Source organism: Mycobacterium sp. NGS50 (assembly GCF_059812545.1).
Genome location: NZ_JCALCW010000016.1, coordinates 21,654 through 44,645 on the forward strand (window position 1 = coordinate 21,654; position 22,992 = coordinate 44,645).

General features: G+C 68.2%; 21 protein-coding genes. 7 read left to right on the plus strand and 14 right to left on the minus strand.

The features are described 5' to 3' along the window. Positions 1-4: 4 nt before the first annotated feature. The 7 genes from AC5Y36_RS13085 to AC5Y36_RS13115 all read right to left on the minus strand — a co-directional run bounded on the left by AC5Y36_RS13085 (position 5) and on the right by AC5Y36_RS13115 (position 8,582). Entirely contained in the window at positions 5-901 is an 897-nt protein-coding gene (locus AC5Y36_RS13085) for an alpha/beta hydrolase (protein ID WP_500041345.1), read from the minus strand. 91 nt (positions 902-992) lie between these two features. Next, positions 993-2,630, minus strand: coding sequence for a fatty acyl-AMP ligase (locus AC5Y36_RS13090; protein ID WP_500041346.1), 1,638 nt, complete (start codon positions 2,628-2,630; stop codon positions 993-995). A 245-nt stretch (positions 2,631-2,875) separates the two neighbouring features. Continuing rightward, positions 2,876-3,829, minus strand: coding sequence for a 4-(cytidine 5'-diphospho)-2-C-methyl-D-erythritol kinase (locus AC5Y36_RS13095; protein WP_500041347.1), 954 nt, complete (start codon positions 3,827-3,829; stop codon positions 2,876-2,878). A 113-nt stretch (positions 3,830-3,942) separates the two neighbouring features. Next, positions 3,943-5,382, minus strand: coding sequence for a PE-PPE domain-containing protein (locus AC5Y36_RS13100; RefSeq protein ID WP_500041348.1), 1,440 nt, complete (start codon positions 5,380-5,382; stop codon positions 3,943-3,945). A gap of 208 nt (positions 5,383-5,590) precedes the next feature. Beyond that, complete coding sequence (gene rsmA / locus AC5Y36_RS13105) at positions 5,591-6,502, minus strand: 16S rRNA (adenine(1518)-N(6)/adenine(1519)-N(6))-dimethyltransferase RsmA (RefSeq protein WP_500041433.1); 912 nt, start codon at positions 6,500-6,502, stop codon at positions 5,591-5,593. Then, positions 6,475-7,596, minus strand: a complete 1,122-nt coding sequence (locus AC5Y36_RS13110; RefSeq protein WP_500041349.1) for a resuscitation-promoting factor — start codon at positions 7,594-7,596, stop codon at positions 6,475-6,477. The genes rsmA and AC5Y36_RS13110 overlap by 28 nt, the downstream gene beginning before the upstream one ends. A 137-nt stretch (positions 7,597-7,733) precedes the next feature. After that, positions 7,734-8,582, minus strand: coding sequence for a TatD family hydrolase (locus tag AC5Y36_RS13115; protein WP_500041350.1), 849 nt, complete (start codon positions 8,580-8,582; stop codon positions 7,734-7,736). 19 nt (positions 8,583-8,601) lie between these two features. Between AC5Y36_RS13115 and metG the strand changes: the two genes are divergently transcribed. The 4 genes from metG (at position 8,602) to AC5Y36_RS13135 (ending at position 14,593) form a co-directional block, all read left to right on the plus strand. Then, a complete protein-coding gene (gene metG / locus AC5Y36_RS13120; protein ID WP_500041351.1) occupies positions 8,602-10,143 on the plus strand; it encodes a methionine--tRNA ligase in 1,542 nt (513 codons plus the stop codon). A gap of 300 nt (positions 10,144-10,443) precedes the next feature. Continuing rightward, on the plus strand, positions 10,444-11,607 hold the full coding sequence (locus AC5Y36_RS13125) for an NAD(P)/FAD-dependent oxidoreductase (RefSeq protein ID WP_500041352.1): 1,164 nt from the start codon (positions 10,444-10,446) through the stop codon (positions 11,605-11,607). Further along, the gene (locus AC5Y36_RS13130; RefSeq protein WP_500041353.1) at positions 11,607-12,500 is read left to right on the plus strand and encodes an RNA polymerase sigma-70 factor; all 894 of its coding nucleotides are present in this window, start codon (positions 11,607-11,609) and stop codon (positions 12,498-12,500) included. Before AC5Y36_RS13125 ends, AC5Y36_RS13130 begins: the two co-directional genes overlap by 1 nt. Positions 12,501-12,727: 227 nt before the next feature. After that, positions 12,728-14,593 carry a putative bifunctional diguanylate cyclase/phosphodiesterase gene (locus AC5Y36_RS13135; RefSeq protein WP_500041354.1) on the plus strand — a complete coding sequence of 622 codons (1,866 nt, stop codon included), beginning with the start codon at positions 12,728-12,730 and terminating at the stop codon, positions 14,591-14,593. Positions 14,594-14,609: 16 nt separating this feature from the next. Here AC5Y36_RS13135 and eccE read toward each other — a convergent pair whose 3' ends face one another. After that, positions 14,610-15,752 carry a type VII secretion protein EccE gene (eccE, locus tag AC5Y36_RS13140; protein ID WP_500041355.1) on the minus strand — a complete coding sequence of 381 codons (1,143 nt, stop codon included), beginning with the start codon at positions 15,750-15,752 and terminating at the stop codon, positions 14,610-14,612. Positions 15,753-16,259: 507 nt separating this feature from the next. Here eccE and AC5Y36_RS13145 point away from each other — a divergent pair. After that, positions 16,260-16,937: a TetR family transcriptional regulator gene (locus tag AC5Y36_RS13145; RefSeq protein WP_500041356.1), complete on the plus strand. Its 678-nt coding sequence runs from the start codon at positions 16,260-16,262 to the stop codon at positions 16,935-16,937. 110 nt (positions 16,938-17,047) lie between these two features. Further along, entirely contained in the window at positions 17,048-17,680 is a 633-nt protein-coding gene (locus AC5Y36_RS13150; RefSeq protein WP_500041357.1) for a TetR family transcriptional regulator, read from the plus strand. Between the two features lie 4 nt (positions 17,681-17,684). Here AC5Y36_RS13150 and AC5Y36_RS13155 read toward each other — a convergent pair whose 3' ends face one another. The 5 genes from AC5Y36_RS13155 to AC5Y36_RS13175 all read right to left on the minus strand — a co-directional run bounded on the left by AC5Y36_RS13155 (position 17,685) and on the right by AC5Y36_RS13175 (position 20,353). Further along, positions 17,685-18,047: a PAS domain-containing protein gene (locus tag AC5Y36_RS13155; protein WP_500041358.1), complete on the minus strand. Its 363-nt coding sequence runs from the start codon at positions 18,045-18,047 to the stop codon at positions 17,685-17,687. A 167-nt stretch (positions 18,048-18,214) separates the two neighbouring features. Then, positions 18,215-18,499, minus strand: coding sequence for a WXG100 family type VII secretion target (locus AC5Y36_RS13160; protein WP_500041002.1), 285 nt, complete (start codon positions 18,497-18,499; stop codon positions 18,215-18,217). A gap of 11 nt (positions 18,500-18,510) precedes the next feature. Further along, positions 18,511-18,807, minus strand: a complete 297-nt coding sequence (locus AC5Y36_RS13165; protein ID WP_500041359.1) for a WXG100 family type VII secretion target — start codon at positions 18,805-18,807, stop codon at positions 18,511-18,513. Positions 18,808-18,854: 47 nt separating this feature from the next. Then, entirely contained in the window at positions 18,855-20,042 is a 1,188-nt protein-coding gene (locus AC5Y36_RS13170) for a PPE family protein (RefSeq protein WP_500041360.1), read from the minus strand. 11 nt (positions 20,043-20,053) lie between these two features. Beyond that, positions 20,054-20,353 (minus strand): PE family protein, encoded by a 300-nt coding sequence (locus tag AC5Y36_RS13175; protein ID WP_500041361.1) that lies wholly within the window; start codon positions 20,351-20,353, stop codon positions 20,054-20,056. Between the two features lie 462 nt (positions 20,354-20,815). On the opposite strand from AC5Y36_RS13175, the gene AC5Y36_RS13180 reads away from it, so the two are divergent. Beyond that, positions 20,816-22,054 (plus strand): aminodeoxychorismate synthase component I, encoded by a 1,239-nt coding sequence (locus tag AC5Y36_RS13180; RefSeq protein ID WP_500041362.1) that lies wholly within the window; start codon positions 20,816-20,818, stop codon positions 22,052-22,054. Positions 22,055-22,059: 5 nt separating this feature from the next. Here the strand turns inward: AC5Y36_RS13180 and rsmI are convergent, their stop codons facing one another. Further along, entirely contained in the window at positions 22,060-22,896 is an 837-nt protein-coding gene (rsmI, locus tag AC5Y36_RS13185; RefSeq protein WP_500041363.1) for a 16S rRNA (cytidine(1402)-2'-O)-methyltransferase, read from the minus strand. Positions 22,897-22,992: the final 96 nt, after the last annotated feature.

Consider the following 22,992-nt stretch of genomic DNA (forward strand, 5'->3'; position numbering starts at 1 on the left):
GGGGCTAGCCGATATCCGCCGCCCAGGCCAGCAGCCGGTCCCACAGCCGGTGACGGCTGCTCGCCATGTTCTGGCAGTGCGCGCTGGAGTCCAACACCATCGTGGTGACATCCGGACTACGCCGGTAATAACCGGCTTCGACCGACGGATCCGGCGAGACGTCGACGACTCCGTAGCCGAGAAAGACCGGCACATCGATCAGCCCCGCCTCCTCGGCGGCGATGCCGGGAACCGCGCCGGCCCCGAAGCTGCGCGGCACCACCGACAGCGTGGTGTCATGATCGGCCTGCACGACGGCGGGCGGGACATCGGGCAGGTGAAACCAGCCCTGCAGGTCACCGCGCGGCGTCTCGATGTAGGGCTCGGGGATCGCGGCGGTGATCTGTTCCACGAGCTGGGTGCGTCCCGCCCGGGTGGCTGCTTTCGCGATGAACCCGGCATCGAGGTTCAGCGGCGCGACGTGCTGGTTGGTGCAGCCCAGCATCGCCATCGCCGCATAACTGCCGAAGGCGGACTGCTGCAGGATGGCCAGATACCCGCCCAGCGAATGCGCGACGACGGTGGGGCGCCCGCACGTACCGGTCAGCTCCTGCAGCGCTGCGGTCGCCGCGCTCAGCGCCGCCGCGATATCGGTCAGGGCGATGTCGCGCACCGGCCGGCTGCTGTCGCCGGTACCCAGCGGGTCGATGGCGACCACGGTGAAGCCGCGTTGTGCGGCGTATTCGGCGAAGTTGTAGCCGGGGTGGCCGGGCACGTCGAAGTGCCAGTACGACCGGTTGTAGGTGCCGCCGGGCAGGCACACCAGGACGCGCGCCGCAGGCCCGGGATAGACGGTGGCGGCCAGCGTCGCCGGCTCGCCGACGACATCGCTGACGTCGAGCCGGGCCTGGGTGGGGCACATCATGGTGATTGTGCCCGCCCCCCGGCCGAGCAGACGCAAATGTGCCCAATTCCGAGTGGAATTGGGCACATTTGCGTCTGCTCGCCAAACCTTAGGTGACCAGGGCGACCGAGTTGGCCCGACGCAGCTTGCCCGACGGTGTCTTGGGGATGCTGCCCGGTCCGAGTACGACGACGTTGCGCGGCCGCATGTCGACCTCTTTGACGACCTCGTGGGCGACCTCGTGCTCGATACGGCGCACCTCGGCGGGGTCCTGGTGGGCGTTGGACTCCACCGCGACGGCGAAGGTCTCCCGGGAGTGCCCGGCGTCCAGGCGCACCGCGACCGCACAACCCGGACGCACCCCGGCGACCCGGCCGGCCGCCCGCTCGATGTCGGTCGGGTAGATGTTGCGTCCGGCCATGATGATGACGTCCTTGACCCGGCCGCAGACCACGATGTGGCCGTTGTCCATCAGGTAGCCCAGGTCACCGGTGTCATACCAGCCGTGCTCGTCCTGCGCCGGGATGAAGCCGGCCATGGTGAGGTAGCCGGGGGTCACCGGTTCGCCGCGCAGCTGGATCACGCCGACGCCACGGGTCGGCAGTACCGTGCCGTCCTCGTCGACCACCCGGGCCTCCAGACCCTCCAGCAGCGGGCCCAGCGACACCAGCCGACGGGTGTTGCCCTTGGTCGCCGGCACCGCGCGGCGCAGCGCCGCCAGCAGGTCGGCGTCGACCTCGTCGACCACCAGGCCGTCGCCGAGTTCGGAGAACGACACCGCCAGCGTCGTCTCCGCCATGCCATAGGCCGGCATGATCGCCTCGCGCCGCATCCCGAACGGCTTGCCGGCGTCGATCAGATCCTCGACGTCGGCCGGGTCGACCGGCTCGGCACCCGACAGCGCGAACCGCAGCGAGGACAGGTCGAACTGGCCGGGCGTGGCCTGCTTACGCAGCCGCTTGGCGAACAGCGCGTAGGCGAAGTTCGGGGCCGCGGTCATGGTGCCCTTGTACTTGTCGATCAGCTTGGCCCACAGCAGGGTGTCCCGCAGGAAGTCCATCGGGGTGACCTTGACCAGCTCGACACCGAAGTACATCGGCACCGTCAGGAAGCCGATCATGCCCATGTCGTGGAAGCACGGCAGCCAGCTGAGCATGACGTCGTTGCCGGTGGGGTCCATCTTGGCGCCGATGAACATCGCCTCGGCGTTGGAGTGGATGTTGCGGTGGGTGATCTGGACGGCTTTGGGTGAACCGGTGGACCCCGACGTCAGCTGCATCACCGCGAGGTCGTCCTCCCCGGTTTCGATCGGGTCGATGGGTTCGGCGGCCAGCAGGTCGGCGACGGTGACCACCGTGATGCCCTTCTCCTGCAGCACCGGCATGGCAGCCATGAACGGTTCGGAGACGACGACGGTCTTGGCCTCGATCATGTCGACGACGGTCAGGGTGTCCTCGGCCCAGGCAACCAGGTCGGTACGGGGGGTGGGCTGGTGCAGCATGGTCAGGCTGGCGCCGCGCATCCACAGTCCCTGCGCGGTGGGAGCGATCTCAACCGGGGCGCCGGCCAACACACCGACACTGTCGCCGTGACCGACTCCGGCCGCGGCCAGACCGCCGGCGATGCGGCGGGCGCGTTCATGCACCTCCAGCCAGGTATGCCGGACCGGTGCATGCGGCTCGCCGGTGACCATGCCCTTCACACTCTCGCGGGCGTTGCGGAACATCGTCTCGGTGAACCTGCTCACGTCAACCTCCTCGGTTCCGGGCACCCCGTATAACACACGGCCCGGGATCTAATGCTGCTCCTGGCTGGGGATACTTGGCGCCAGGCGCGCTCACACAATTGGGGAGCAGTTCTGTCTCGAAACGGTGATGAGCCAGGAGCGGCAGGCCCGCCGGGTTCCCCGGCGCGCTGTTCCCAAGCGCTAGTCGTCACCGCCGAACATCTTAAACTCCCCTTAAGTAACTAGCCAAACCTATGCGGTCCGCGTCACACTTCGGTCGGAGCGGGCACCACCCGGGCACCCTGCACCGGACCGCTGGCCACCCGGACGGTTCGGCACACCCCGGCGCCGGCCAGCTCGGCACCGACGGCCACGGCGGACTCCGCCGAAGCGCACAAGAACGCGCACGTCGGCCCGGAGCCCGACACGATCCCGGCCAAGGCGCCGGCCTCGGTACCGGCCCGCAAGGTGCGGCGCAGCCCCGGATCCATGCTGACCGCCGCCGCCTGCATCTCGTTGCCCAGCAGCGGCGCCAACCGTTCCGGATCGCCGGCAGTCAGCGCCGCCAGGATCGGCTCGGGTTCGGATAGCCGGGGCGGCTTCCCCACGTCGCGCAGCCGGTCCAGTTCGGCGAATACCGCGGGGGTCGACAATCCCGCGTCGGCGAACGCCAGCACCCAGTGGAAGGTGTTGCGGGCCAGCACGGTGGTGAGTTTCTCGCCGCGGCCGGTTCCCAGCGCGGTGCCGCCGTGCAGCGCGAACGGAACGTCACTGCCCAGCTGCGCGGCAAGGACATGCAGGTCGCGGCGCGGCACCCCCAGTTCCCACAGGGTGTTCATCGCAACCAGGACACCGGCGGCGTCCGCACTGCCGCCGGCCATACCGCCGGAGACCGGAATGGACTTCTCGATGGTGATCGACACGTCGGGACGACGCCGCACATGGTCGGCCAGCAGCATCGCGGCCTGCCAGGCCAGGTTGCGCTCATCGGTGGGCAGCGACTCGGCGCCTTCGCCGAGAATGTCGATGGACAGCACGTTGGAGGTGCGCACGGTCACCTCGTCTACCAGCGAGACGGCGTGGAACACCGTCGTCAGCTCGTGATAGCCGTCCTCCCGAAGATCCCCGACGGCCAGATGCAGGTTGACCTTGCCGGGCACCTGCACGGTGACCGATCCGGTGGGCACCCATTCGGTGGCGGTGTTTCCATCGTTCGGCACCGGACGAGACTACCGCCGAGCGTCCGAACCACCCCCTGAGCCCGCCGAGTGTAGGGATGATGCACGCCTGATCGCGCTCGGCGTGACACAACCCGACACTCGGCGCCCCCCGCTCAGCTGAACAGGCCCGCGAAGTCCGCCTGGATCGCGGACAGCGCCTGCTGGATCACCTCGAACTCGAACCCGGCGGCCATGGTGAACAGGCCGACATCGGCCGCAATCGGGTTGCCGAACGCCCCCAGCAGGTCACCGGCTTGCAGCGCCTCGGTGAACAGCTGGACGTTGTACGCCGGGATGCTGGTCAGCGTGGCGTTGAGGATGTCCAGCGTCGGCTGCACGATGCCGTAGGCCGACGAGAGGGCGCTGGAGATCGCGTTCACGAGCTCGGTCAGGCTGGGCATCGTGAAGGCGGCGACATCGGCGCCGTCGCCGCCCAGGGCGGCGGCCGGGTTCGTCAGGTCGGCGAGGAAGTTGTTCCAGCCCTCCTGGGCTCCGTTGCCCAGCGCGGTGAACACGTCACCCCAGTCCAGGTTGGTCGGGAACAGCGAGAACTCGGTGGGCAGGTTCGCCGGACCGGGGTCCCAGCCGTCGTCGATGTTGCCGTAGCCCAGGTTGATCAGGATGGTCAGGTCCGGCCCCAGCAGGTCGGCCAGCGGCTTGCCGATCACCGGCAGCGAGCCCAGCAGGGACACCAGCGGCGCTTCCTGCTCGATCATCCAGTAGTTGGTGTTGACGGCGGCGTCGACGCCGTCGGGCAGGGTGCCGGTGTAGTCCGTCGACCCCGGAAGCAGGATCGCGTCGGAGATCTGCTGGTCGGTCAGGTTCGGGTAGGTTCCGTGGATCGTCATGATGCCCAGGAACGCGTTGAGGTCCGCCAGGAAGTTGATCGGATAGCGCGGGAAGTCCGCGTAGCCGTCGTACTCCAGCGTGTAGATGTCGGTGTGGTAGATCGTGTCGTCGGGTGTCGCGCCGTAGAAGGGCAGACCGACGCTGGGCAGGTCGAGTCCGGCGAAGCGTTCCAGCAGACCACCGTTGGGGTTCATCGGGTCACCCAGCAGCACGAACGACAGCTGGTCGGCTCCCGGCGCGTCGGGGTTGTTGGCGAGTTGCTGCATCTCCAGCGAGGAGATGATGGCGCTCTGTGAGTAGCCCAGTACCGCGAGATTGTCGCCGAGGAAGCCGTGGTTGGGCGAGTCGGGCGCGGTGGTGATCGCATTGTTGAGGATGGTGACGCCCTGGCTCGCCGAGACGTTCAGCGGCAGGCTTTTGACCCCGGTCAGCGGGTACAGCCCCTCCGGGGTGACCAGACCCTGCGGGACATAGGCGCCGTAGCCGTTGGGAACCATGAACTTCTGGAACAGGTCGGTGACGTAGTCGGCCGGCGGGATCGGCAGCCCGCTGCCGCCCATGATCAGCGCGACCTCGTCGGCCAGCAACGCCACTTCGGCCGCCACGATTCGTGCCGCGGACGTCATCGTCGTGGTCAGGCTCACCGCGAGCGCGCCGACGATCGCCAAAAACACCATGGCCAGCGAACGGAATCGGAGCAACATGTCGACCTCCAAGCAGCGGGGCATGCGACAGAACTTCATGCAGGATAACTGAGATACGACTAAGAGCAAGGAATTATGGCCATAAAAATTTGTTCTTACCCGTCGTCACACTCCGGTCAGCCTGGAGCCAGGATCGCGCGCCAACCGCAGCACACCTCGGTCCCAACCCGCTTCGAGGATGCTGAGGACTTCGTGAGAGGCCTGCGTGTCAGCGCGCCGGGGTTTGCGGCTCCTGGTCGGCCGCGGACCGCTGCAGCAGCCGGACGAAATCGGCGATGCCCAGCGTTTCACCGCGACGCGCCGGGTCGATGCTGGCCGCCAGCAGTCGGCGTGCCGACTCGTTGCCCGAGCCCGCCCACTCGGCGAACGCGTTGCGGGACGTCTTGCGTCGTTGCGCGAACGCGATGTCGATCAGCTGGAAAACCTGCCGGCGGAATCCCTCGTCGGTCGGCCACGGCGCCGCCTCGTACCGGTCGATGCGCACCAGGCCGGAGTTGACCCGCGGTATCGGCCAGAACACGGTGGGCGGCACCGTGCCGCAGCGGCGGACCCGGCCGAAGAAGCGCGCCTTGGCGCTGGGCACCCCGTAGTCCTTGCCGCCCGGCTCGGCGGCGAGGCGCTCGGCGACCTCCAGTTGCACCATCACCATCACGGTGCGCAGCGAGGGGAACTCGGCCAGCAGGTGCAGCAGGGCCGGTACGGCGACGTTGTAGGGCAGGTTGGCGACGACGGCTGTCGGCGCCCGATCAAGCTCCGCCCGGTCCAGTCTCAAGATGTCGCGGTTGAGCACCGTGAAGCGATCCGCGGCTTCCGGGGCGTGCTCGGCGATGGTTCGCGGCAGTCGACCGGCCAGGACCGGGTCGATCTCGATGGCGCTCAGGGTGCTGCCGTGCTCCAGCAACGCCAGGGTGAGTGAGCCCAGCCCGGGCCCGACTTCCAGGACGTGGTCGTCGGCGCTTATCCCGGCGCCTGCCACGATCCGGCGCACGGTGTTGGCGTCGTGGACGAAGTTCTGTCCAAGTGATTTGCGTGGCCGCAAGTCGAGTTCTTGGGCCAGAGAACGGATCTCGGTGCGGCCCAGCAGCCGAATGGTCAGCGCCGCCCGCTGCACACCGGCCAGGCGCCCCAGCCCTGACGCGCCTGGGTGACCTCGGCGATCGCGATCTGCTCCTCGCGGGTGGCCAGGTCGGCACGCGGGGCGTAGCGCAGCCCACCGTTGGCGGCCCAGGTCCCCAGATCGAACTGCACACCGCCGTAGAATCCGTTGCCGGTGTTGATCGCCCAGTTGTTGTGCGACTCGCAGTTGGCGATGCGGTCCCATGCCTCGCCGTAGGCCGACGGCGGCACCTCGGTGCCGGGCTTGGCGCCGACCCGCAGCACCGATTCGCGGGCCGGGGTGACGACCGTGTTGGACACCGGCAACCGGCCGGTCTCGACACCGTTGACCTTGGCCACCGCGAACGTCACGTCCTGGGTGCCGGGGGTGCCCGGGTCCTCGACCACCTGCCGGCTCATGTTCAGTTCCGGGTCCTCGATGCGGCGGGCGGCCGGAACCAGCTCGACGCGTTCGGTGACCTGCTCGACCCGGATACGGGTCACCTGGATCTGCATGCCCTCGGTGACCGGCGTCGACGCGGCCGGAGTCACCGTGTCGCGCTGCTGCAGCGGGACGCCCGCGGTCTGCAACAGGCCCGCGACCGTCGGCGCGGCCAGGTGCAGGGTCCGCACGGTGCCGGCATCGTCGAGCTGCACGGTCTTGGCGCTGACCACCGGCAGCGCCATCCCGGCCAGCGGCACCCGGCTGCCGCGGGAAGCCGCGGCCGGGGCGGTGTCGGTCATGGACAGCTGAGCCAGCGCCTCGTCGACCGTCAGCGCCGTCGTCCAGACCTCCTGGGTGGCCGGGCCACCGTCCAGCGAGATCTGCAGCGGCCGGCTGCGCCGCAGCGTGATGGCGTCCGCGTCGTGCACCCGCGCGTCGGCGGCGGGAACCAGGGCGTCGCGTTCGGCGACGGTGAACCCGTTCTCCTCGACGACGTCGATCACCCGGGACTTCATCGTCGTCACGGTGACCGGGGTTCCGTCCACGTTCAGGGTCACGGTCTTCTGTGCGGAGACCGCGTAACCACCGGCGAAGGCGAGCACCAGCAGGAGTGCGCCGACCAGCATCCGAAGCATCGGCGACGGCGCCTGATGGAGCTTGGTGAGTACGTTCACGTGCGAATTCCCGACCTCAGTGGCTGTTCAGCAGACCCGTGTGGCCCGCTACGACACAACAAATGGGCCCGTGGGCCCACCGTTCGATAACAAGACGGTAACGAAATGGCCTATAGCGAGCAACTTTGACACAGCTGCTACGGCAGGTCGTACACCCGCCGCGCGTTGCGGCTGGTGACCGAGGCCAGATCGCCAGCGGGCCGATCAAGCAGTCCGGCCAGCGCTTTCAGAGTGTAGGGCAGGCAGTATGGCTCGTTCGGCGCTCCGCGGTAGGGGTGCGGCGTCAGGAACGGCGCGTCGGTCTCGACCAGCAGCTGCTCCTCGGGGATCAGCGGCACGGCTTCGCGCAGGTCAGCGGCGTTTCGGAAGCTCACCGTGCCGGACAGACTGAGCAGCCAGCCGGCGTCGACGCAGGTGTGAGCCATCTGTCGACCCGAGGAGAAGCAGTGAAAGATCACAGTCTCGGGCGCGCCCTCGGCAGCCAATACGTCCAGTACCTCGGCGTCGGCATCGCGATTGTGAATCATCAGCGGCTTGCCGGTCCGCTTGGCCAGGTCGATGTGCCAGGCGAACGCCTCGCGCTGGATGTCCGGCGCCGCGCAGCCCTCCAACCGGCCCGGCCAGTACAGATCCAGCCCGGTCTCCCCGATCGCCACCACGCGCGGGTGCGCGGCCAGCTGCTCGATCTCCGCGCGCGCCGCATCGGTGAGCGTGGTGGCGCGGGTCGGATGCAGCGCGACGGCGGCGTAGACGCGCTGATCCCAGTCGGCGGCCCGGGTCACCCAGCGCGCCGAGTCCAGATCGTCGGCGACGGTGACGACCGATTCGACCCCGGCCGCGGCGGCGCGGTCCATGATCACCCGCAGTCCCTCGGCGTCGGCGGCTCCGCACGCGTCGAGGTGGGTGTGCGCATCGATCAACGGGCCCACCGGCTCCGGCACCGGCGGCGCTTCTCGTTCGGCTGACCGTTTGGAGCTCACCAGCACACCATAAGGTGGTCCCTTGATGAAGCCCTTCTACGTCACCACCGCGATCACCTACCCCAACGGTGATCCGCACATCGGGCACGCCTACGAGTACATCGCCACCGACGCGGTTGCCCGCTTCCACCGGCTCGACGGGTTCGACGTGCGCTATCTGACCGGCACCGACGAGCACGGGCTGAAGATGGCCGAGACCGCGGCCGCCGAAGGCATCCCGACCGCGGAGTTGGCCCGGCGCAACTCCGATGTGTTCCAGCGGCTGCAGGAGAAGCTCAACATCTCCTTCGACCGGTTCATCCGCACCACCGACGCCGACCATCTGGAAGCCAGCAAGGCGATCTGGCAGCGCATGGTCGACGCCGGTGACATCTATCTGGACGCCTACAGCGGCTGGTATTCGGTGCGCGACGAGCGTTTCTTCACCGAGGCCGAAACCACGGAGGCCGACGGTGTGCGGGTGGCAACCGAAACCGGGGCGCCGGTCACCTGGACCGAGGAACAGACGTATTTCTTCCGGCTCTCGGCGTACACCGAGAAGCTGCTGGCGCATTACGACGCCAACCCCGACTTCATCGCCCCGGACGTGCGCCGCAACGAGGTGGTCAGCTTCGTCTCCCGCGGGCTGCGTGACCTGTCGATCTCCCGGACCACGTTCGACTGGGGAGTGCCGGTCCCCGGGCATCCGGACCATGTCATGTACGTCTGGGTGGACGCCCTCACCAACTACCTGACCGGGGTGGGTTACCCCGACACCGACTCCGAGTCGTTTCGCCGGTACTGGCCGGCCGATCTGCACATGATCGGCAAGGACATCATCCGGTTCCACACCGTGTACTGGCCGGCTTTTCTGATGTCGGCCGGAATCGAGTTGCCGCGCAAGGTCTTCGCGCACGGGTTTTTGCTCAACCGGGGCGAGAAGATGAGCAAGTCGGTGGGCAACGTCGTCGAGCCGGTCGCGTTGGTGGACCGGTTCGGGGTGGACCAGGTGCGGTATTTCCTGCTGCGGGAAATCCCGTTCGGCCAGGACGGCAGCATTTCCGACGAAGCACTGATCGGCCGCATCAACGCCGATCTCGCCAACGAGCTGGGCAATCTGGCCCAGCGGTCGCTGTCGATGGTGGCCAAGAATCTGGGCGGAATCGTCCCGGAGCCAACGAATTCGACGCCAGACGACGACGAGCTGCTGGCATCGGCCGACGGGCTGCTGGATCGGGTGCGAGCCCATTTCGGCGTCCAAGCAATGCATTTGGGCCTGGAAGCGATCTGGCTGGTACTGGGGGCGGCCAACCGGTACTTCTCGGCCCAGGCGCCGTGGAAGCTGGCCAAGAGCGAATCCGCCGCCGACCAGGCCCGGTTCGCCACCGTTTTGTACACCACGCTGGAGACGGTGCGGATCGCGGCGCTGCTGGTGCAGCCGGTGATGCCGGAGTCGGCGGGCAAGCTGCTCGACCTGCTGGGCCAGACCGAGGATCAGCGCAGCTTCGCCGCGGTGTCGGCGCGGCTGGCGCCGGGGTTGGCGCTGCCGGCGCCGAGCGGGGTGTTCCCCCGGCACCAAGGCGACTGACCCCGCCGCCGCCCGGGGGCAGCACGGTGCAGGGTGCAAATGGTCCCGAGTCGGAATTTCACGACGCGACACGCCTGATCCGTGTCGTGAAATTCAGAGTCGCCAACGCCGCCCCGCCGATGGCCGCCTGAACCGGTGACCGGTTCTTTCCGAGCAGACGCAAAATCGCATGCCAGAGGCCAGTTTTGTGCGATTTTGTGTCTGCTCGCCGACCGCCGGCCCAGTGAAACAGGTCACACGCTGTCACATCTCGACCGGCCGCGGTGTCTTGAGGGCATAACCCGAGAGACAGGAGCAACCATGACCCGCACACACGTCGTCATCGTCGGCGGCGGCTACGCCGGAACGCTGGCGGCCAACCACCTGCGCGTGCGCCCCGACGTCGACATCACCCTGATCAACCCGCGGCCGGCGTTCGTCGAACGCATCCGGCTGCACCAACACGTGGCCGGCACATATCAGGCCGCTGTCGACTACGGCACCCTGCTCGGCGAGGGAGTCCAACTGCTGGTCGACACCGCCGCCCGCATCGACGCCGCCGACCGGCGGGTGTTGCTGGCGTCCGGGCGCGAGGTGGGCTACGACTACCTCATCTATGCCGCCGGAAGCACCGGTGCCGTCCCCGCCGCCATCCCCGGCGTCGCCGAATTCGCCTACCAACTCGCCGAACTGGAGCACGCAATGCATCTGCAGGCGCGTCTGGAAGACCTGCACCCGGACGCCCCGGTGGTCGTCGTCGGCGGCGGGTTGACCGGCATCGAGACTGCCGCTGAGCTGGCCGGACAGGGCCAACCGGTCACATTGGTTTGCGGTGAGATCCTGGGACCGTCGCTGAATGCGGCGGGCCGCCGCTCCGTCGCCAAGGCGCTGCGCAAGCTCGGCGTCGACGTGCGCGAAGCGGCCGTCGTCACCGAGGTGCGCCCCGACGCGGTGGTGCTGGAAGATGGCACCATGCTGCCCAGCGCGGTGACCGTGTGGACCGCCGGCTTCGGTGTCCCGGATCTGGCCTCGGCCAGTGGTCTGGCCACCGACGCGCTGGGCCGCCTGCTCACCGACGAGACCCTGACCAGCGTCGACAACCCCTGGATCGTGGCGGCCGGCGACGCGGCCGCACCGTCGGGCAAGCCGTTGCGGATGAGCTGCCAGGCCGCCATCCCGATGGGCGCCCAGGCCGCCAACACGGTGCTCGCCCGTATCGCCGGCACCCAGCCGGCCGCGCTGAACCAGGCATTCCTGAGCCAGTGCGTCAGCCTGGGCCGACACCAGGGCACCGTGCAGCTCTCCCGCCTCGACGACACCCCGGTCAAGGCGTACGTCGGTGGGCGCTTGGCCGCGGCGGTCAAGGAGGCGATCTGCAAAGGCACCCTGTGGGCGATTCGCCGCGAGGCCGGCAAGCCCGGCTCCTATCTGTGGGTCAAGGGCGGCAACCGGGCCGCGACCGTCGCGCAGGATGCGATGGCGTGATGGACGAGCACGCCGAACGGTTCACCGCGCTACGGCCGCTGCTGTTCACCGTCGCCTACGAGATCCTGGGGTCGGCAACGGAATCCGACGATGTCCTGCAGGACAGCTACCTGCGGTGGACCGAGGTGGACCTGTCCGGCGTCCGCGACACCAAGTCGTATCTGGCCCAGCTGGTCACCCGCCAGGCGCTCAACGCGCTGAGGGCGGGTGCCCGGCGGCGGGAGGACTACGTCGGACCGTGGCTGCCCGAGCCATTGCTGTTGGAGGAGCACGATCCGTCGGACGACCTGCTGCTCGCCGAATCGGTGTCGACCGCCATGCTGGTGCTGCTGGAGACGCTGAGCCCCGACGAGCGCGCCGTGTTCGTGCTGCGCGAGGTGTTCGGGTTCGACTACGACGAGATCGCCACCGCGGTCGGCAAATCCGTGTCGGCGGCCCGCCAGGTCGCGCACCGGGCCCGCGAACACGTCCAGGCCCGCCGCCCGCGGTTCGTCCCGGTCAACCCGGACGAGAACGCCCGGATCACCACGCAATTCATCGCCGCGGCCGGCAGCGGCGACGTCGAAGCCGTATTGAGCATGCTGGCCCCCGACGTGGCCTGGACGGCCGACAGCGGCGGCAGGGTCAGCGCGGCCCGCCGGCCGGTGATCGGCGCCGACAAGGTGGCCAGGATGATCGTCGGGCTGTTCAGTCGAGCCGCCGAGATGCCGGATATCCGGGCGGATATGGCGGTCTGCAACGGCGCACCGGCGGTGCTGCTCTACCGCGCCGATCTGCTCGAGGCGGTGTTCACCGTCGAGCTCGTGGACGGGCTGATCACCAACCTGTACGCGATGCGCAACCCGGACAAGCTGGCCGCGCTGGCCGAGACCCGCAGGATCAGCCGCTTCTAAGCCCCGCCGGCGTCATCGCCCCAGCGCCGGTTGCAGCGATGACGTCAACGGGCCCCACCCGCCGCGTCGCGGTGAAGTATTATCGGCGCCACAGTATGAAGCTGCGTTCTGCTCGCCCGTCGGCACGTCCGATCTGACGACGTAGCCGACGAACTGGGGGTGGCAGCGGTGTCGATACGCATCTGCAGCCCAGCCTGCACTCCCCCGACCAGCGCGGCAGGAAAGCCATGCAGCAGGACCTAGATCTGGTTGCCAGCATCGCGGCTGGATTGATGGAAGTCACAACCTCGACGGTCGCCGAGGTCAGCGAGGACGCGCTGGCGAAACTGGTCAAACACTTCAACGTCGACAGCGGCTTCCTACGCCACAACAACCACACGTTGCGGATCTCCACGCTGATCGCCGAGTGGCCACCGCGGCCCGACCGTCCCGACCCCGATCCGCTGTCGGTCGTGTACTTCAGCACCGCCGACCCGGTGTTGAGCCATTGCGTGCACGGCACCGCCCTGGCCGTCATCCAGCAGAGCGCCTCGGACCCGCTGTCCCCGCACCGCGGCATCAAACGCCGCCGGGCCGAATCCTCGTCGGTGGCGGCGGCACCGCTGATCTCCGGGGACGTCACCACCGGGATGCTGGGCTTCGTGCGGTCCGACCGCAAGGATTGGAAGCCCGAACAGCTGAACATGATCACGGCGATGGCCTCGCTCTTCGCGCAGTTGCAGGGCCGTATCGTGGCCGAGGAGAAGCTGCACAATCTGGCCGAACGCGACGATCTGACCGGGCTGCACAACCGGCGCGCGCTGGTCAAATACCTCGATGACCGGCTCGCCGACGGCCAGCCCGGACCGGTCGCGGTGCTCTATCTCGACGCGGACCGGCTCAAATCGGTCAACGACTTCTTCGGCCACACCGTCGGCGACTGGTACATCCAGGTACTCGCCCAGCGCCTGACCGCAAACCTGGAGAGTGTCGGCATGATCGCCCGACTCGGCGGCGACGAGTTCGTGGTGGTACCCAACGAGCCGATGCCGACACCGGATGCGGAGGCGCTCGCTCGCCGGATCTGCACGATGCTCAGCGACAGACTCAAAATCGGCGGCGACGTGATCACCCCCACCGTCAGCATCGGGGTGGCGACCGGCATGCCGGGACGCGACAAGGACAGCGACCTGATCCACCGCGCCGACGAAGCGGTTCTGGCCGCCAAACGCCTGGGCGGCAACCAGGTGGTGGCTGCCACCAACGACATGTCGCTGCGCAGCGACTTCCGCAACGACATCGAACTGCACCTGCAAGACGACATCGACAGCGAAGCGCTTCGGCTGCACTACCTTCCCGAGGTCGATCTGTGGACCGGTGCGATCGTGGCCACCGAGGCCCTGGTCCGCTGGCAGCACCCCACCCGGGGACTGCTGCTGCCCGATTCGTTCATCGGGGTGGCCGAATCGACCAACCTGGCCGGCGAACTGGGCCGCTGGGTGCTACGCAAGGCCTGCGCCGACTTCAGCCGCTGGCGATCACGCGGCGTCGGGCACAACGCCATGTTGCGCATCAACGTCTCGCCGGTCCAGCTGGTCACCGCGAGCTTCGTCGGCACCGTGGCCGACACCATCGCCGAGTTCGGAATCGACAGCGGCTCAATCTGTCTGGAGATCACCGAACGCGCCGTGGTGCACGACATCGACGCCACCCGCAAGGCCCTGCAGGAATTGAAGGAGGTCGGCGTCAAAATCGCCGTCGACGACTTCGGCACCGGCTACGCCGTCTTGTCGCACCTGAAGGTGCTTCCGATCGACGTGCTCAAGATCGACACGACCTTCGTCCGCGACCTCGGCACCAACCCCGGCGACCTGGCGATCGTGCGCGCCATCATCGGGCTCGCCGACGCGTTCGGCCTGCAGGTGGTGGCCGAGGGTGTCGAGACCCCGATCGCTGCACTGACGTTGATGCAGCACGGCTGCCATCGGGCGCAGGGCTTCCTGCTCTCACGCCCGATTCCCGGCGACGCCATGGAGGCATTGCTGTCGGCGCGGTGGATGCCGATGCCGTTCCTCGCCGACAGCCACGCGCTGAGCACCGACGCGGTGCTGTGACGTCTTCCGGTTCGGGCTACTGCTCCGCCGGGTACATCGCGTGTTCGCGCACCGGGCCCAACGACACGGTCAGCGGTTCGCCCTCGTGCAGCGGCCGCGTCGGAACCACGAGCGGCGGGCGGGTCGCCGGGGTGGGCAGGCTGGCACGCACCGCGGTCAGCTGACGTCCGGTGAGCCGGTTGAGCCCGGTCCACACGCTCTTGTCGAGGCGTTCACGGCTGTGATAGCGGACCCAGGCCGCGACCTGCGGATGCCCGCCACGGGTCGTGACCCGAATCGTCAGCACGGTGGCGTCGGTGTCGGCCAGCCACAGCTCGTCGAACGTCGCCGAGCTGATGTCGCCCGGCGACACCCAGAAGCTGGTGACATAGCCGTTGGCGTCTTTGAGGAAGCGCCATCCGGGTCGGCTCCAGGACGGCTCCAGGCCGGCCAGCACCGCCGCGTCCGCGTCGACGATTTCGTCGGCGGTCAGCGGCCGTGCCACGCACCGGCGCCGGTCAAGATCCTGCGCCAGCCGTTCCGCACACACCGCCAACGATGAGGCCAGCGAATCACGGGTGGCCACCGCCGCCGCGTTGCGCAGCGGATCCATCCGCAGCACCAACAGGGTCCGCCGGTAGCCGGAATGATCGCTGTCAATTTTTTCGCCGCCGGATGCCGTTCCCACCGAGACGATGTCGATGCCGTCCAGGCGCAGATCGAACTGGAGCAATGCGGCCGCGACCGCTTCCACCGGCAACGCCGCCGCCGAGGCTGCCGGCTGATGGTGCCGGCCCGACGGGGCGTCAGCCAGTCCCTCCACTTCGATCACCGCGACCAGCCGGCCCTGGTACTCACGCACACCGACGACGTCACGGCCGAAACGACGCCGATGGTCGATGGCGGGCGTGCAGGTCACGGTCAACGCCGCCAGCGGGTCACTGGACCAGTCCCACAGCCACCGGCCGACGGCCGCGACCGGCGAGATGCCGCGAACGGTGACCACGGTCGCGACCGTCAACACCACGGCGATGGCGACGCCGACCCACCACGCGATGTGGTGGGCATCCCAGGCCTGCGGCCAGTTGCTGGCCAGCACCAGCACCGCGACATCGACGAGGAATACTGCGCTGATCCCCAACCAGGACCGGTTAAGCCCCAATCGGCGCTGTGCCTTCATCGACGCCTGCAGGATCGTCGCATTGCTGCTCCTCGTGGGTCCGGCACCGCACGTCGCAGCGCCGTAGCACACAATATTGCACCGGACGCCATCCGTCTCGGCAACCTGAGCGCAACGGATGTGGCGGCTGAGCCGGGGTCCGCGCCGTCGACCTTGCCCACCCCGGCGGGGTCGGCTCGGCGGAGTTTGCCAGACCCGACCGGAGTCGGCGGCGGAATCCGCGGTGGCCCCGACAGCCGGGCCCCGCGGCATGCGGGAATGCGCCTCGCGGCCACGTACCCTTGGTATGTATTACGCGAGTTTTCACATTGCTCAGTATCTTCTCGCGTAGGTCGATAGCCTTGAGGTACCACGTCTAGCAATCAGGAAGGCTGATATTCTCGGACCGGTCTGCCAGTCCCCGCAGCCGACAGCATTCGACCTGCTCATAGGGAGGCGTCGCCGGATGAAGCCGAGCCTGCCCAAGAGACGTGCCATCGCCGAGATGTAGCGTCCCTGAGAACACATATGACCGACGCGACAAACGACACCCGGGCAGACACGACGCGGCAACAGATTCTTCGCGCCGCGGCCCGCCAGTTCTCCCAGCGGCCCTACCATGAAGTCGGCCTCGACGATATCCTCGCCGACGCCGAATTAACCAAGGGCGCAATGTATTTCCACTTCCGGTCGAAGCATGCGCTGGCCATGGCGATCATCGACCAACACACCGCCGCCGGCACCCGCGCGGTTGAGGACTTGCTGACTCGCAAGCTTTCCGGGCTGGAAACCCTCGTCGACTTGAGCTACCTGCTCGCGGTGCGGGAGATCAACCAGCCTGCCGGGCGCGCCGGACTCCACCTGCTTGAGACCGTCGGCTGGGCCGGCGGCCTGCAGAGCCGCCTCCTCGGCGAGTGGATCGAGGCCATCGCCCCACTGGCCGAACGGGCCGTCGTCGAGGGCGACATCACCGAACAGTCCGACCCGCTGGACGTGGCACGCCTGTTGATGTCGGTCTATCTGGGGCTGCGCCACACCAGTTCGCTCGATGATCCGCCGCGGTTTCTTCTCGATCTGGAGAAGGCGTGGGGTCTGCTGCTCGCCGGCATAGCGACACCGGAACGTGCCGGTTACTTCACCCAGTTCATCAGGCGGCGCACCGCATTGGCCTCGAGTGCGACGGCCCCGCAAGCCGGCGTGGAATGAGCAAGCCCACACCCGCCCGACGGTCGGGCCCTCGAGACTACGGCTGTTAATGTTGACCGACTTCCTGGCAGGTGCGAGGCGGATCGACGAAGGTCTGGAGGTGCACGGCCATGCCACGCCAGGTCCGATCTGAGAACACCCGGCAGAAGATTCTCGCGGCCGCGGTCGACGTTTTCGGTGAGGTCGGATATGCCGCCGCCGCGTGGAGTGCCATCATCGAGCGCACCGGGATGACCAAGGGCGCGTTGTACCACCACTTCGATTCGAAGGAATCGCTGGCATCGGCCGTCATCGAAGACGCGCCGGTCCTGGCAACCTTCCGCGCGATGGGCGAATCGCCCGCGCCGGCACTGGAGAACATCATCCACGGGATGTTCACCGTGGCCGAGCTGCTGGCGTCGGACCAGGCGGCCCGGGTGGCCGGCCAATTGACTTTCGCCCTAGCCGAATTCAACGAAGTCGCCGCCCGGCTCTATGCCGACTGGGTGAGCGAAATGACCGCTGCCGTACGCCGCGCGATGACCGAAGGCGACCTTCGCGCCGACCTCGACCCGGCGGCGGTCGGCGAGTCGATCGTCGCCGCGATGTTCGGCACGCAGCTGCTGAACCGTGCGCTGCCCGAGGGCGACCCCACCGGGCGGTTGAGTCACACGTGGGAACTGCTGCTTCCCGCGATCACCGCAGAAGCGTCGTTGCCGTACATGCGTGAATTCCTGCGCCGCGAGGGGATGCGGCACACCTGACCGGCTACTGCTCCTCGACCCAGAGCTGCTCGGTCAGGTCCTGGAATGCCGCCAGGGCAATCTGATCGTCGGTTCGCCGCAGCGCGGACTTGCTCATCAACGCCCGCACCACCGAGCCGTCGCTGTGCACCAGTTCGACGACCATGTTCGCGAACGAATTGACCACTGACAGCACCGGTTCGCCCGCGGGCACCCGGTGGAAGATCTGGTCGAACCGAAACGACAGCACCTCCTCGGGAGTGCGACCCAACATCTCCGCGAAGGCGCTGTTCGCGAACAGGATCGTGCCGTCCTGCACGACAGCGAGCAGCGGAACCGGGATCCGTTCCAGGACGATCAATGGAGGCAACTGCTGCAGCGTGTCCATCGGTGACTGATCAGGTGGCCCGCTGCGTCGACGATCCATAAACCCGATTATTACCCGTGCGCAGGCTCCCGCAACCGTCGGGACCGCGAGTCAGGGCGAGCAGGCGCAAAGGTGCCCTGTAACGGGGTTACCAGGGCACCTTTGCGTCTGTTCGCGCAGATCCAGACTCAGGCCCAGCTGGAGCTGACGGCGGAGTCGGTGTTGGCCATGTTGTTGCCGGCGGACTGCACCTTGGTGCCGTGGCTGGCGGCTTGTTCGTAGATGACCTGGAAGTTGCGGCCCAGCTGGGTGATGAACTCCTGGCAGGCCACCGACCCCGCACCACCCCAGAAGTCCCCGGCGGCCAACACATCAGAGACGATCGCCTGATGCTCGGCCTCCAACGAGGCGGCCTGGGCCTTAATCAGCGCACCGTGGGCATCCACGTCACCGAACTGGTAATTAATCGACATCAGAGAACCCCTTAGCTGGACAGGATGGTTTGTGAGGCAGCTTCTTGCTGCTCGTAGTTGTTGGCGTCGCGCACCAGGCCATCGCGCACCCCGTGCAACATCGTCACGATGTTGCGAAACGCGGTCTGCATCTGACCCATGGTGTCGTAAGAGGTCCGCTCGGCAAGCCCACCCCAACCGGCACCGGAAATGTTGGTCGAGGACGCCCACATCCGCCGGGCCTCATCCTCCACCGTCTGCGCGTGGGTGTCGAAACGCCCCGCCATCGCCCGCATCGCATGCGGATCGGTCATAAAACGCGTAGTCATCATGTCTCCTTAGTTTGTAAGCATCGAGTGATTGCGGCGGGAACGACTTAGCGCATGCTCGATCGGCCCCCCTTGGCCTTGCGTTTGGCCTCGTCGTCCTTGGACTTGTCGTCCTTGGGGTCGGTGCGCCCGCCGTTCAGCGCCATCAGCGGCGCCCCGCCGAACAGCGGCATGCCGCTGAACATTCCGGTCGAACCGCCCGCCGCGACGCTGGCCATCGGGAACTCCGCGGCGGCCAGCCGCATCTCCGGCGCCGCGGTGGCCCAGGCCTGCGGCACCGACAATCCGCTCATCGAGGCCGCCTGACCGACACCGGCCGACGTCGCCGACGCGAGGCTGGCCGATGCCCCCGCGGCACCGGCGGATTCCAGCACCGGTGTCAGACCCAATGGCGTGGCCGCCGCGATGGCACCGGGTGCCGCCGCCCCCAGCCCGAAGGGAGACGGAAGCGCGGCGCCGGCAATCGCATATTCGGGAAAGAATGCCGCGATGATGGCGGTGTCGAACAGGGCGTCCTGCGGGATGGCCCAAATGTCGGAAAGCATCCCCAGCGCGTCAAGGCCGGGAAAGTCGCCCGCCGCTGTCGGCACCGTGCCGAGCGCCTGCAACGCGTTCGGCACAGCCGACATCGTCTGCGAGACAGCCGCGTTCCCGGCCGAGGTCCCGGACGCCTGGGCAACCGCGGCGCTCTGCGCTGCCAGCCCATTCGGGTTGGAGTTCTGTTGGGGCGGAAGGAAGGCCGTCACCTGCGAGGCCATCTGCGAAGACGTCGCGTAGCCCAACATCGCGGTCGCGTCCTGGGCCCACATCTCGCCGTAGAGGGCCTCGTTGGCCGCGATCGCCGGACTGTTCTGGCCGAACACATTCGTCGCGACCAGGGTCGCCAATTGTGCGCGGTTACCGGCGATCGCCGGCGGCGGAACCGTCATCGCAAACGCGGCGGCATGGGCGGCCGCGGCCGCCTTGGCCTGGGCGCCGGTCTGCTCCGCCTGCGCGGCCGTGGTGTTCATCCACGCCACGTACGGCGCGGCCGCGGTCGCCATCGACGACGACGACACACCCCGCCACGCGCTGCTGGTCAGGCCCGAGACCACCGACGAATAGTTGGCCGCCGCGCTGTACAGATCGGCTGCCAGCTCGTCCCAGGCCGTGGCCGCGGCCAACATCGATCCCGACCCGGGGCCGGCGTACATGCGCCCGGAGTTGATCTCCGGCGGTAATGCAGCGAAATCCATTGCCAACCGCCTCAGCCGGCCGCGACCGCGTTGGCGGCCTCGGTCGCTGCGTAGGTGCCCGCGCTGCCGTTGAGGGTGGCCACGAACATCTCGTGCACCGCCGTGGCCTGGGCGCTGACCTGTTGGTACATCTGGGCGTGCGTGACGAACTGCGACGCCGTCAGCACCGACACCTCATCGGCCGCCGCCGGAACGACACCGGTGGTCGGGGCCGCGGCCGCCGCGTTGCGAGCACTCAAGGTCGCGCCTATCGAGGCTAAGCTGCCGGCCGCCGCTTCCAGCGCCTCGGGCTGTGCGGTTACGAAAGACAATGACTTCTCCTTTACGAAAGCAAGCCGACCCGTAACTCAGGTCAACCCACGGTCAACAAATGACCACCTTGGTCCACCGGAGAGAAGTTGTTAAAGTGTGTTAACGATCTCTTTACATTTGTTAATGCTTGGGTTACACGGCTGCCTCCGACCGCCCGTCGAAACCGGACAGATCCGATAAATGCCAGTTCAAACGGCCTTTTTCAGACCCGTCGAGGCCCGTGTCAGCGACGAGCCGAGAGCATGCGGCCTGCAGATTTGCCCTTTGCCGACCCGCCGTCGCGCAGTGGGCATGAGACAGCCGTTAACGCCTGCTTAATATCCGAGTCGGTCTTGTAAAAAAGACTTCACAGCAGGTCCCGGAGCACTGTGAAGGTCGCCTCGAGCCCCACAGCGGCCGGCCGGGTTGGGCCTGAACAGGCACATACCGGCGGAAGCCGGCCGGTCTGTCAAGCTGGAACCGTGCGAATCGACCGGCTCGGCGCCCTCGGCGAAGCACCCGAGGTGCTGCGCGCAGTCGGCGAGGCCACCGCGCAACGGGGCCTGCCCCCGCCGGCGGCGCTGACCGGGGAGTGGTTCGGGGCGCGGGCGGTCATCGCCCCCAGTCTGGCCGCGCAGCCCGTCGACCCCGCCGCTGCGTTCGCGGTACGACCCGGCGCTGATGCACCCGCCATCGGTGGCGGCTGGATCGGCTATCTGTCCTACCCCGACGGCGCGGCCGATGGCCGGCCCGCCCGCATCCCCGAAGCCGCCGGCGGCTGGACCGATTGCGTCCTGCGCCTCGATCACGACGGGCAATGGTGGTTTGAAAGCCTGTCCGGTGCCGCCATGCCGGGCTGGCTGTCGGAGGCGTTGACCACCCCGGCACCGCTGCGGGTGTGTCACATCGACTGGGAGCAGGCCGACCGCGAGGCGCACCGCGCCGGGGTGTTGGCCTGCCTGGAAGCGATCGCGGCCGGGGAGGTCTATCAAGCGTGTGTCTGCACCCGCCTGACCGGGACGGTGGCCGGCGCACCACTGGATTTCTTCGCTGACGGGGTAGCCCGCACCGCGCCGGCACGCGCGGCGTATGTCGCCGGCGCGTGGGGCGCGGTGGCGTCGCTCTCGCCGGAACTGTTCCTGCGCCGCCGCGGCGACGTCGTGGTGTCCAGCCCGATCAAGGGCACCCTGCCCCGGGCGGCCCCACCCGCCGCGTTGCGCAACTCGGCAAAAGACGTCGCCGAGAACGTCATGATCGTCGACCTGGTCCGAAACGACCTGGGAAGGGTGGCGGTGACCGGGTCGGTCACGGTGCCCGAATTGCTGGAGGTTCGCCCCGCTCCCGGCGTGTGGCATTTGGTGTCGACGGTCTCGGCGCAGGTACCCGTCGAGGTGCCGATGTCCGCACTGCTGGATGCCGCCTTCCCCCCGGCGTCGGTCACCGGGACTCCGAAATTGCGTGCCCGCCAACTACTCTCCGCATGGGAGCCGCATCGGCGCGGGGTGTATTGCGGCACGGTCGGAATGGCGTCTCCGGTCGCCGGCTGCGAGCTGAACGTGGCGATCCGCACGGTGGAGTTCGACGGTCGCGGTAGCGCCGTGCTCGGGGTGGGCGGCGGCATCACGGCGGACTCCGACGTCGACGCCGAGTGGCAGGAATGCCTACACAAAGCGGCCCCCATCGTGGGGCTCGCCGCGTCGTCGGTGTTGACGCGGCGCTGATCTGCTCAGCCTCGCGAACGCAGCACCGCGTCGTAGAGCTCACGGCGCGACGGCGCCCCCGGATGCGCGGCGACCACCAGCCCGCACGCCTCTTTGACGCGCATCCCGTCGCGGGCCAACGCCTCCACCTCGGCCACCAACGCCGCCGTGTCGGCGCGTGGCGCCGCCCCGGCCAGCACCACGGTGATCTCGCCCAGCACGCCGTCGCCGGCCCACGCCGCCAGCTCCGCCAGCGTTCCGCGGACCACTTCCTCGTGGACCTTGGTCAGTTCGCGGCACACCACCGCGGTGCGCTCGCCGCCGAGTTGGTCGACCGCGTCGTGCAGGCAGGCCGGCAGCCGGCGCGGCGACTCGAAGAACACCGTGGTGCGCCGCTCCCCCGCCAGCGTCGCCAACCAGCTGCGGCGCGCGGACGGTTTGCGGGGGGCGAAACCCTCGAAACAGAACTTGTCGGCGGGCAGCCCGGACACCGCCAACGCGGTGGTCACCGCGGACGGACCGGGCAGGCAACTCACCGGTACTCCGGCGGCCACACACGCCGCCACCAGTCGGTAGCCGGGGTCGCTGACCAGCGGCATCCCGGCGTCGCTGACCAGCAACACCGTCGCCCCGTCGGTGAGCTCGGCGATCAGCGAGGGCACCCGGGAGGCCTCGTTGCCGTCGAACAGACTGATCACCCGGCCGCCGATGCGCACATCCAGCGCGTGCGCCAACGTGCGCAGCCGCCGGGTGTCCTCGGCGGCAACGACATCCGCGCTGCCCAGCGCGGCCATCAACCGCGGCGAGGCATCTGCGGGCTGGCCCAGCGGAGTCGCAGCCAGCAACAGTCCACCGGCACCCATGACGGACAGCCTACGATCGTGGCGATGCGCAGACGCGGCAACAGGTGGCCGTCGACGCCGTAGAGCGGAACGGGGAAGGAGCGGTGCCGGTGGTAA

Coding starts and splice junctions, on each gene's coding strand:
- AC5Y36_RS13165 (WP_500041359.1), bottom strand. CDS start 18,807: ATGACTACGCGTTTTATGACCGATCCGCATGCGATGCGGGCGATGGCG.
- AC5Y36_RS13170 (WP_500041360.1), bottom strand. CDS start 20,042: ATGGATTTCGCTGCATTACCGCCGGAGATCAACTCCGGGCGCATGTAC.
- rsmI (WP_500041363.1), bottom strand. CDS start 22,896: ATGGGTGCCGGTGGACTGTTGCTGGCTGCGACTCCGCTGGGCCAGCCC.
- AC5Y36_RS13130 (WP_500041353.1), top strand. CDS start 11,607: ATGGACGAGCACGCCGAACGGTTCACCGCGCTACGGCCGCTGCTGTTC.
- AC5Y36_RS13155 (WP_500041358.1), bottom strand. CDS start 18,047: ATGGACACGCTGCAGCAGTTGCCTCCATTGATCGTCCTGGAACGGATC.
- AC5Y36_RS13150 (WP_500041357.1), top strand. CDS start 17,048: ATGCCACGCCAGGTCCGATCTGAGAACACCCGGCAGAAGATTCTCGCG.
- eccE (WP_500041355.1), bottom strand. CDS start 15,752: ATGAAGGCACAGCGCCGATTGGGGCTTAACCGGTCCTGGTTGGGGATC.
- AC5Y36_RS13145 (WP_500041356.1), top strand. CDS start 16,260: ATGACCGACGCGACAAACGACACCCGGGCAGACACGACGCGGCAACAG.
- AC5Y36_RS13125 (WP_500041352.1), top strand. CDS start 10,444: ATGACCCGCACACACGTCGTCATCGTCGGCGGCGGCTACGCCGGAACG.
- AC5Y36_RS13085 (WP_500041345.1), bottom strand. CDS start 901: ATGTGCCCCACCCAGGCCCGGCTCGACGTCAGCGATGTCGTCGGCGAG.
- AC5Y36_RS13100 (WP_500041348.1), bottom strand. CDS start 5,382: ATGTTGCTCCGATTCCGTTCGCTGGCCATGGTGTTTTTGGCGATCGTC.
- AC5Y36_RS13160 (WP_500041002.1), bottom strand. CDS start 18,499: ATGTCGATTAATTACCAGTTCGGTGACGTGGATGCCCACGGTGCGCTG.
- metG (WP_500041351.1), top strand. CDS start 8,602: ATGAAGCCCTTCTACGTCACCACCGCGATCACCTACCCCAACGGTGAT.
- AC5Y36_RS13135 (WP_500041354.1), top strand. CDS start 12,728: ATGCAGCAGGACCTAGATCTGGTTGCCAGCATCGCGGCTGGATTGATG.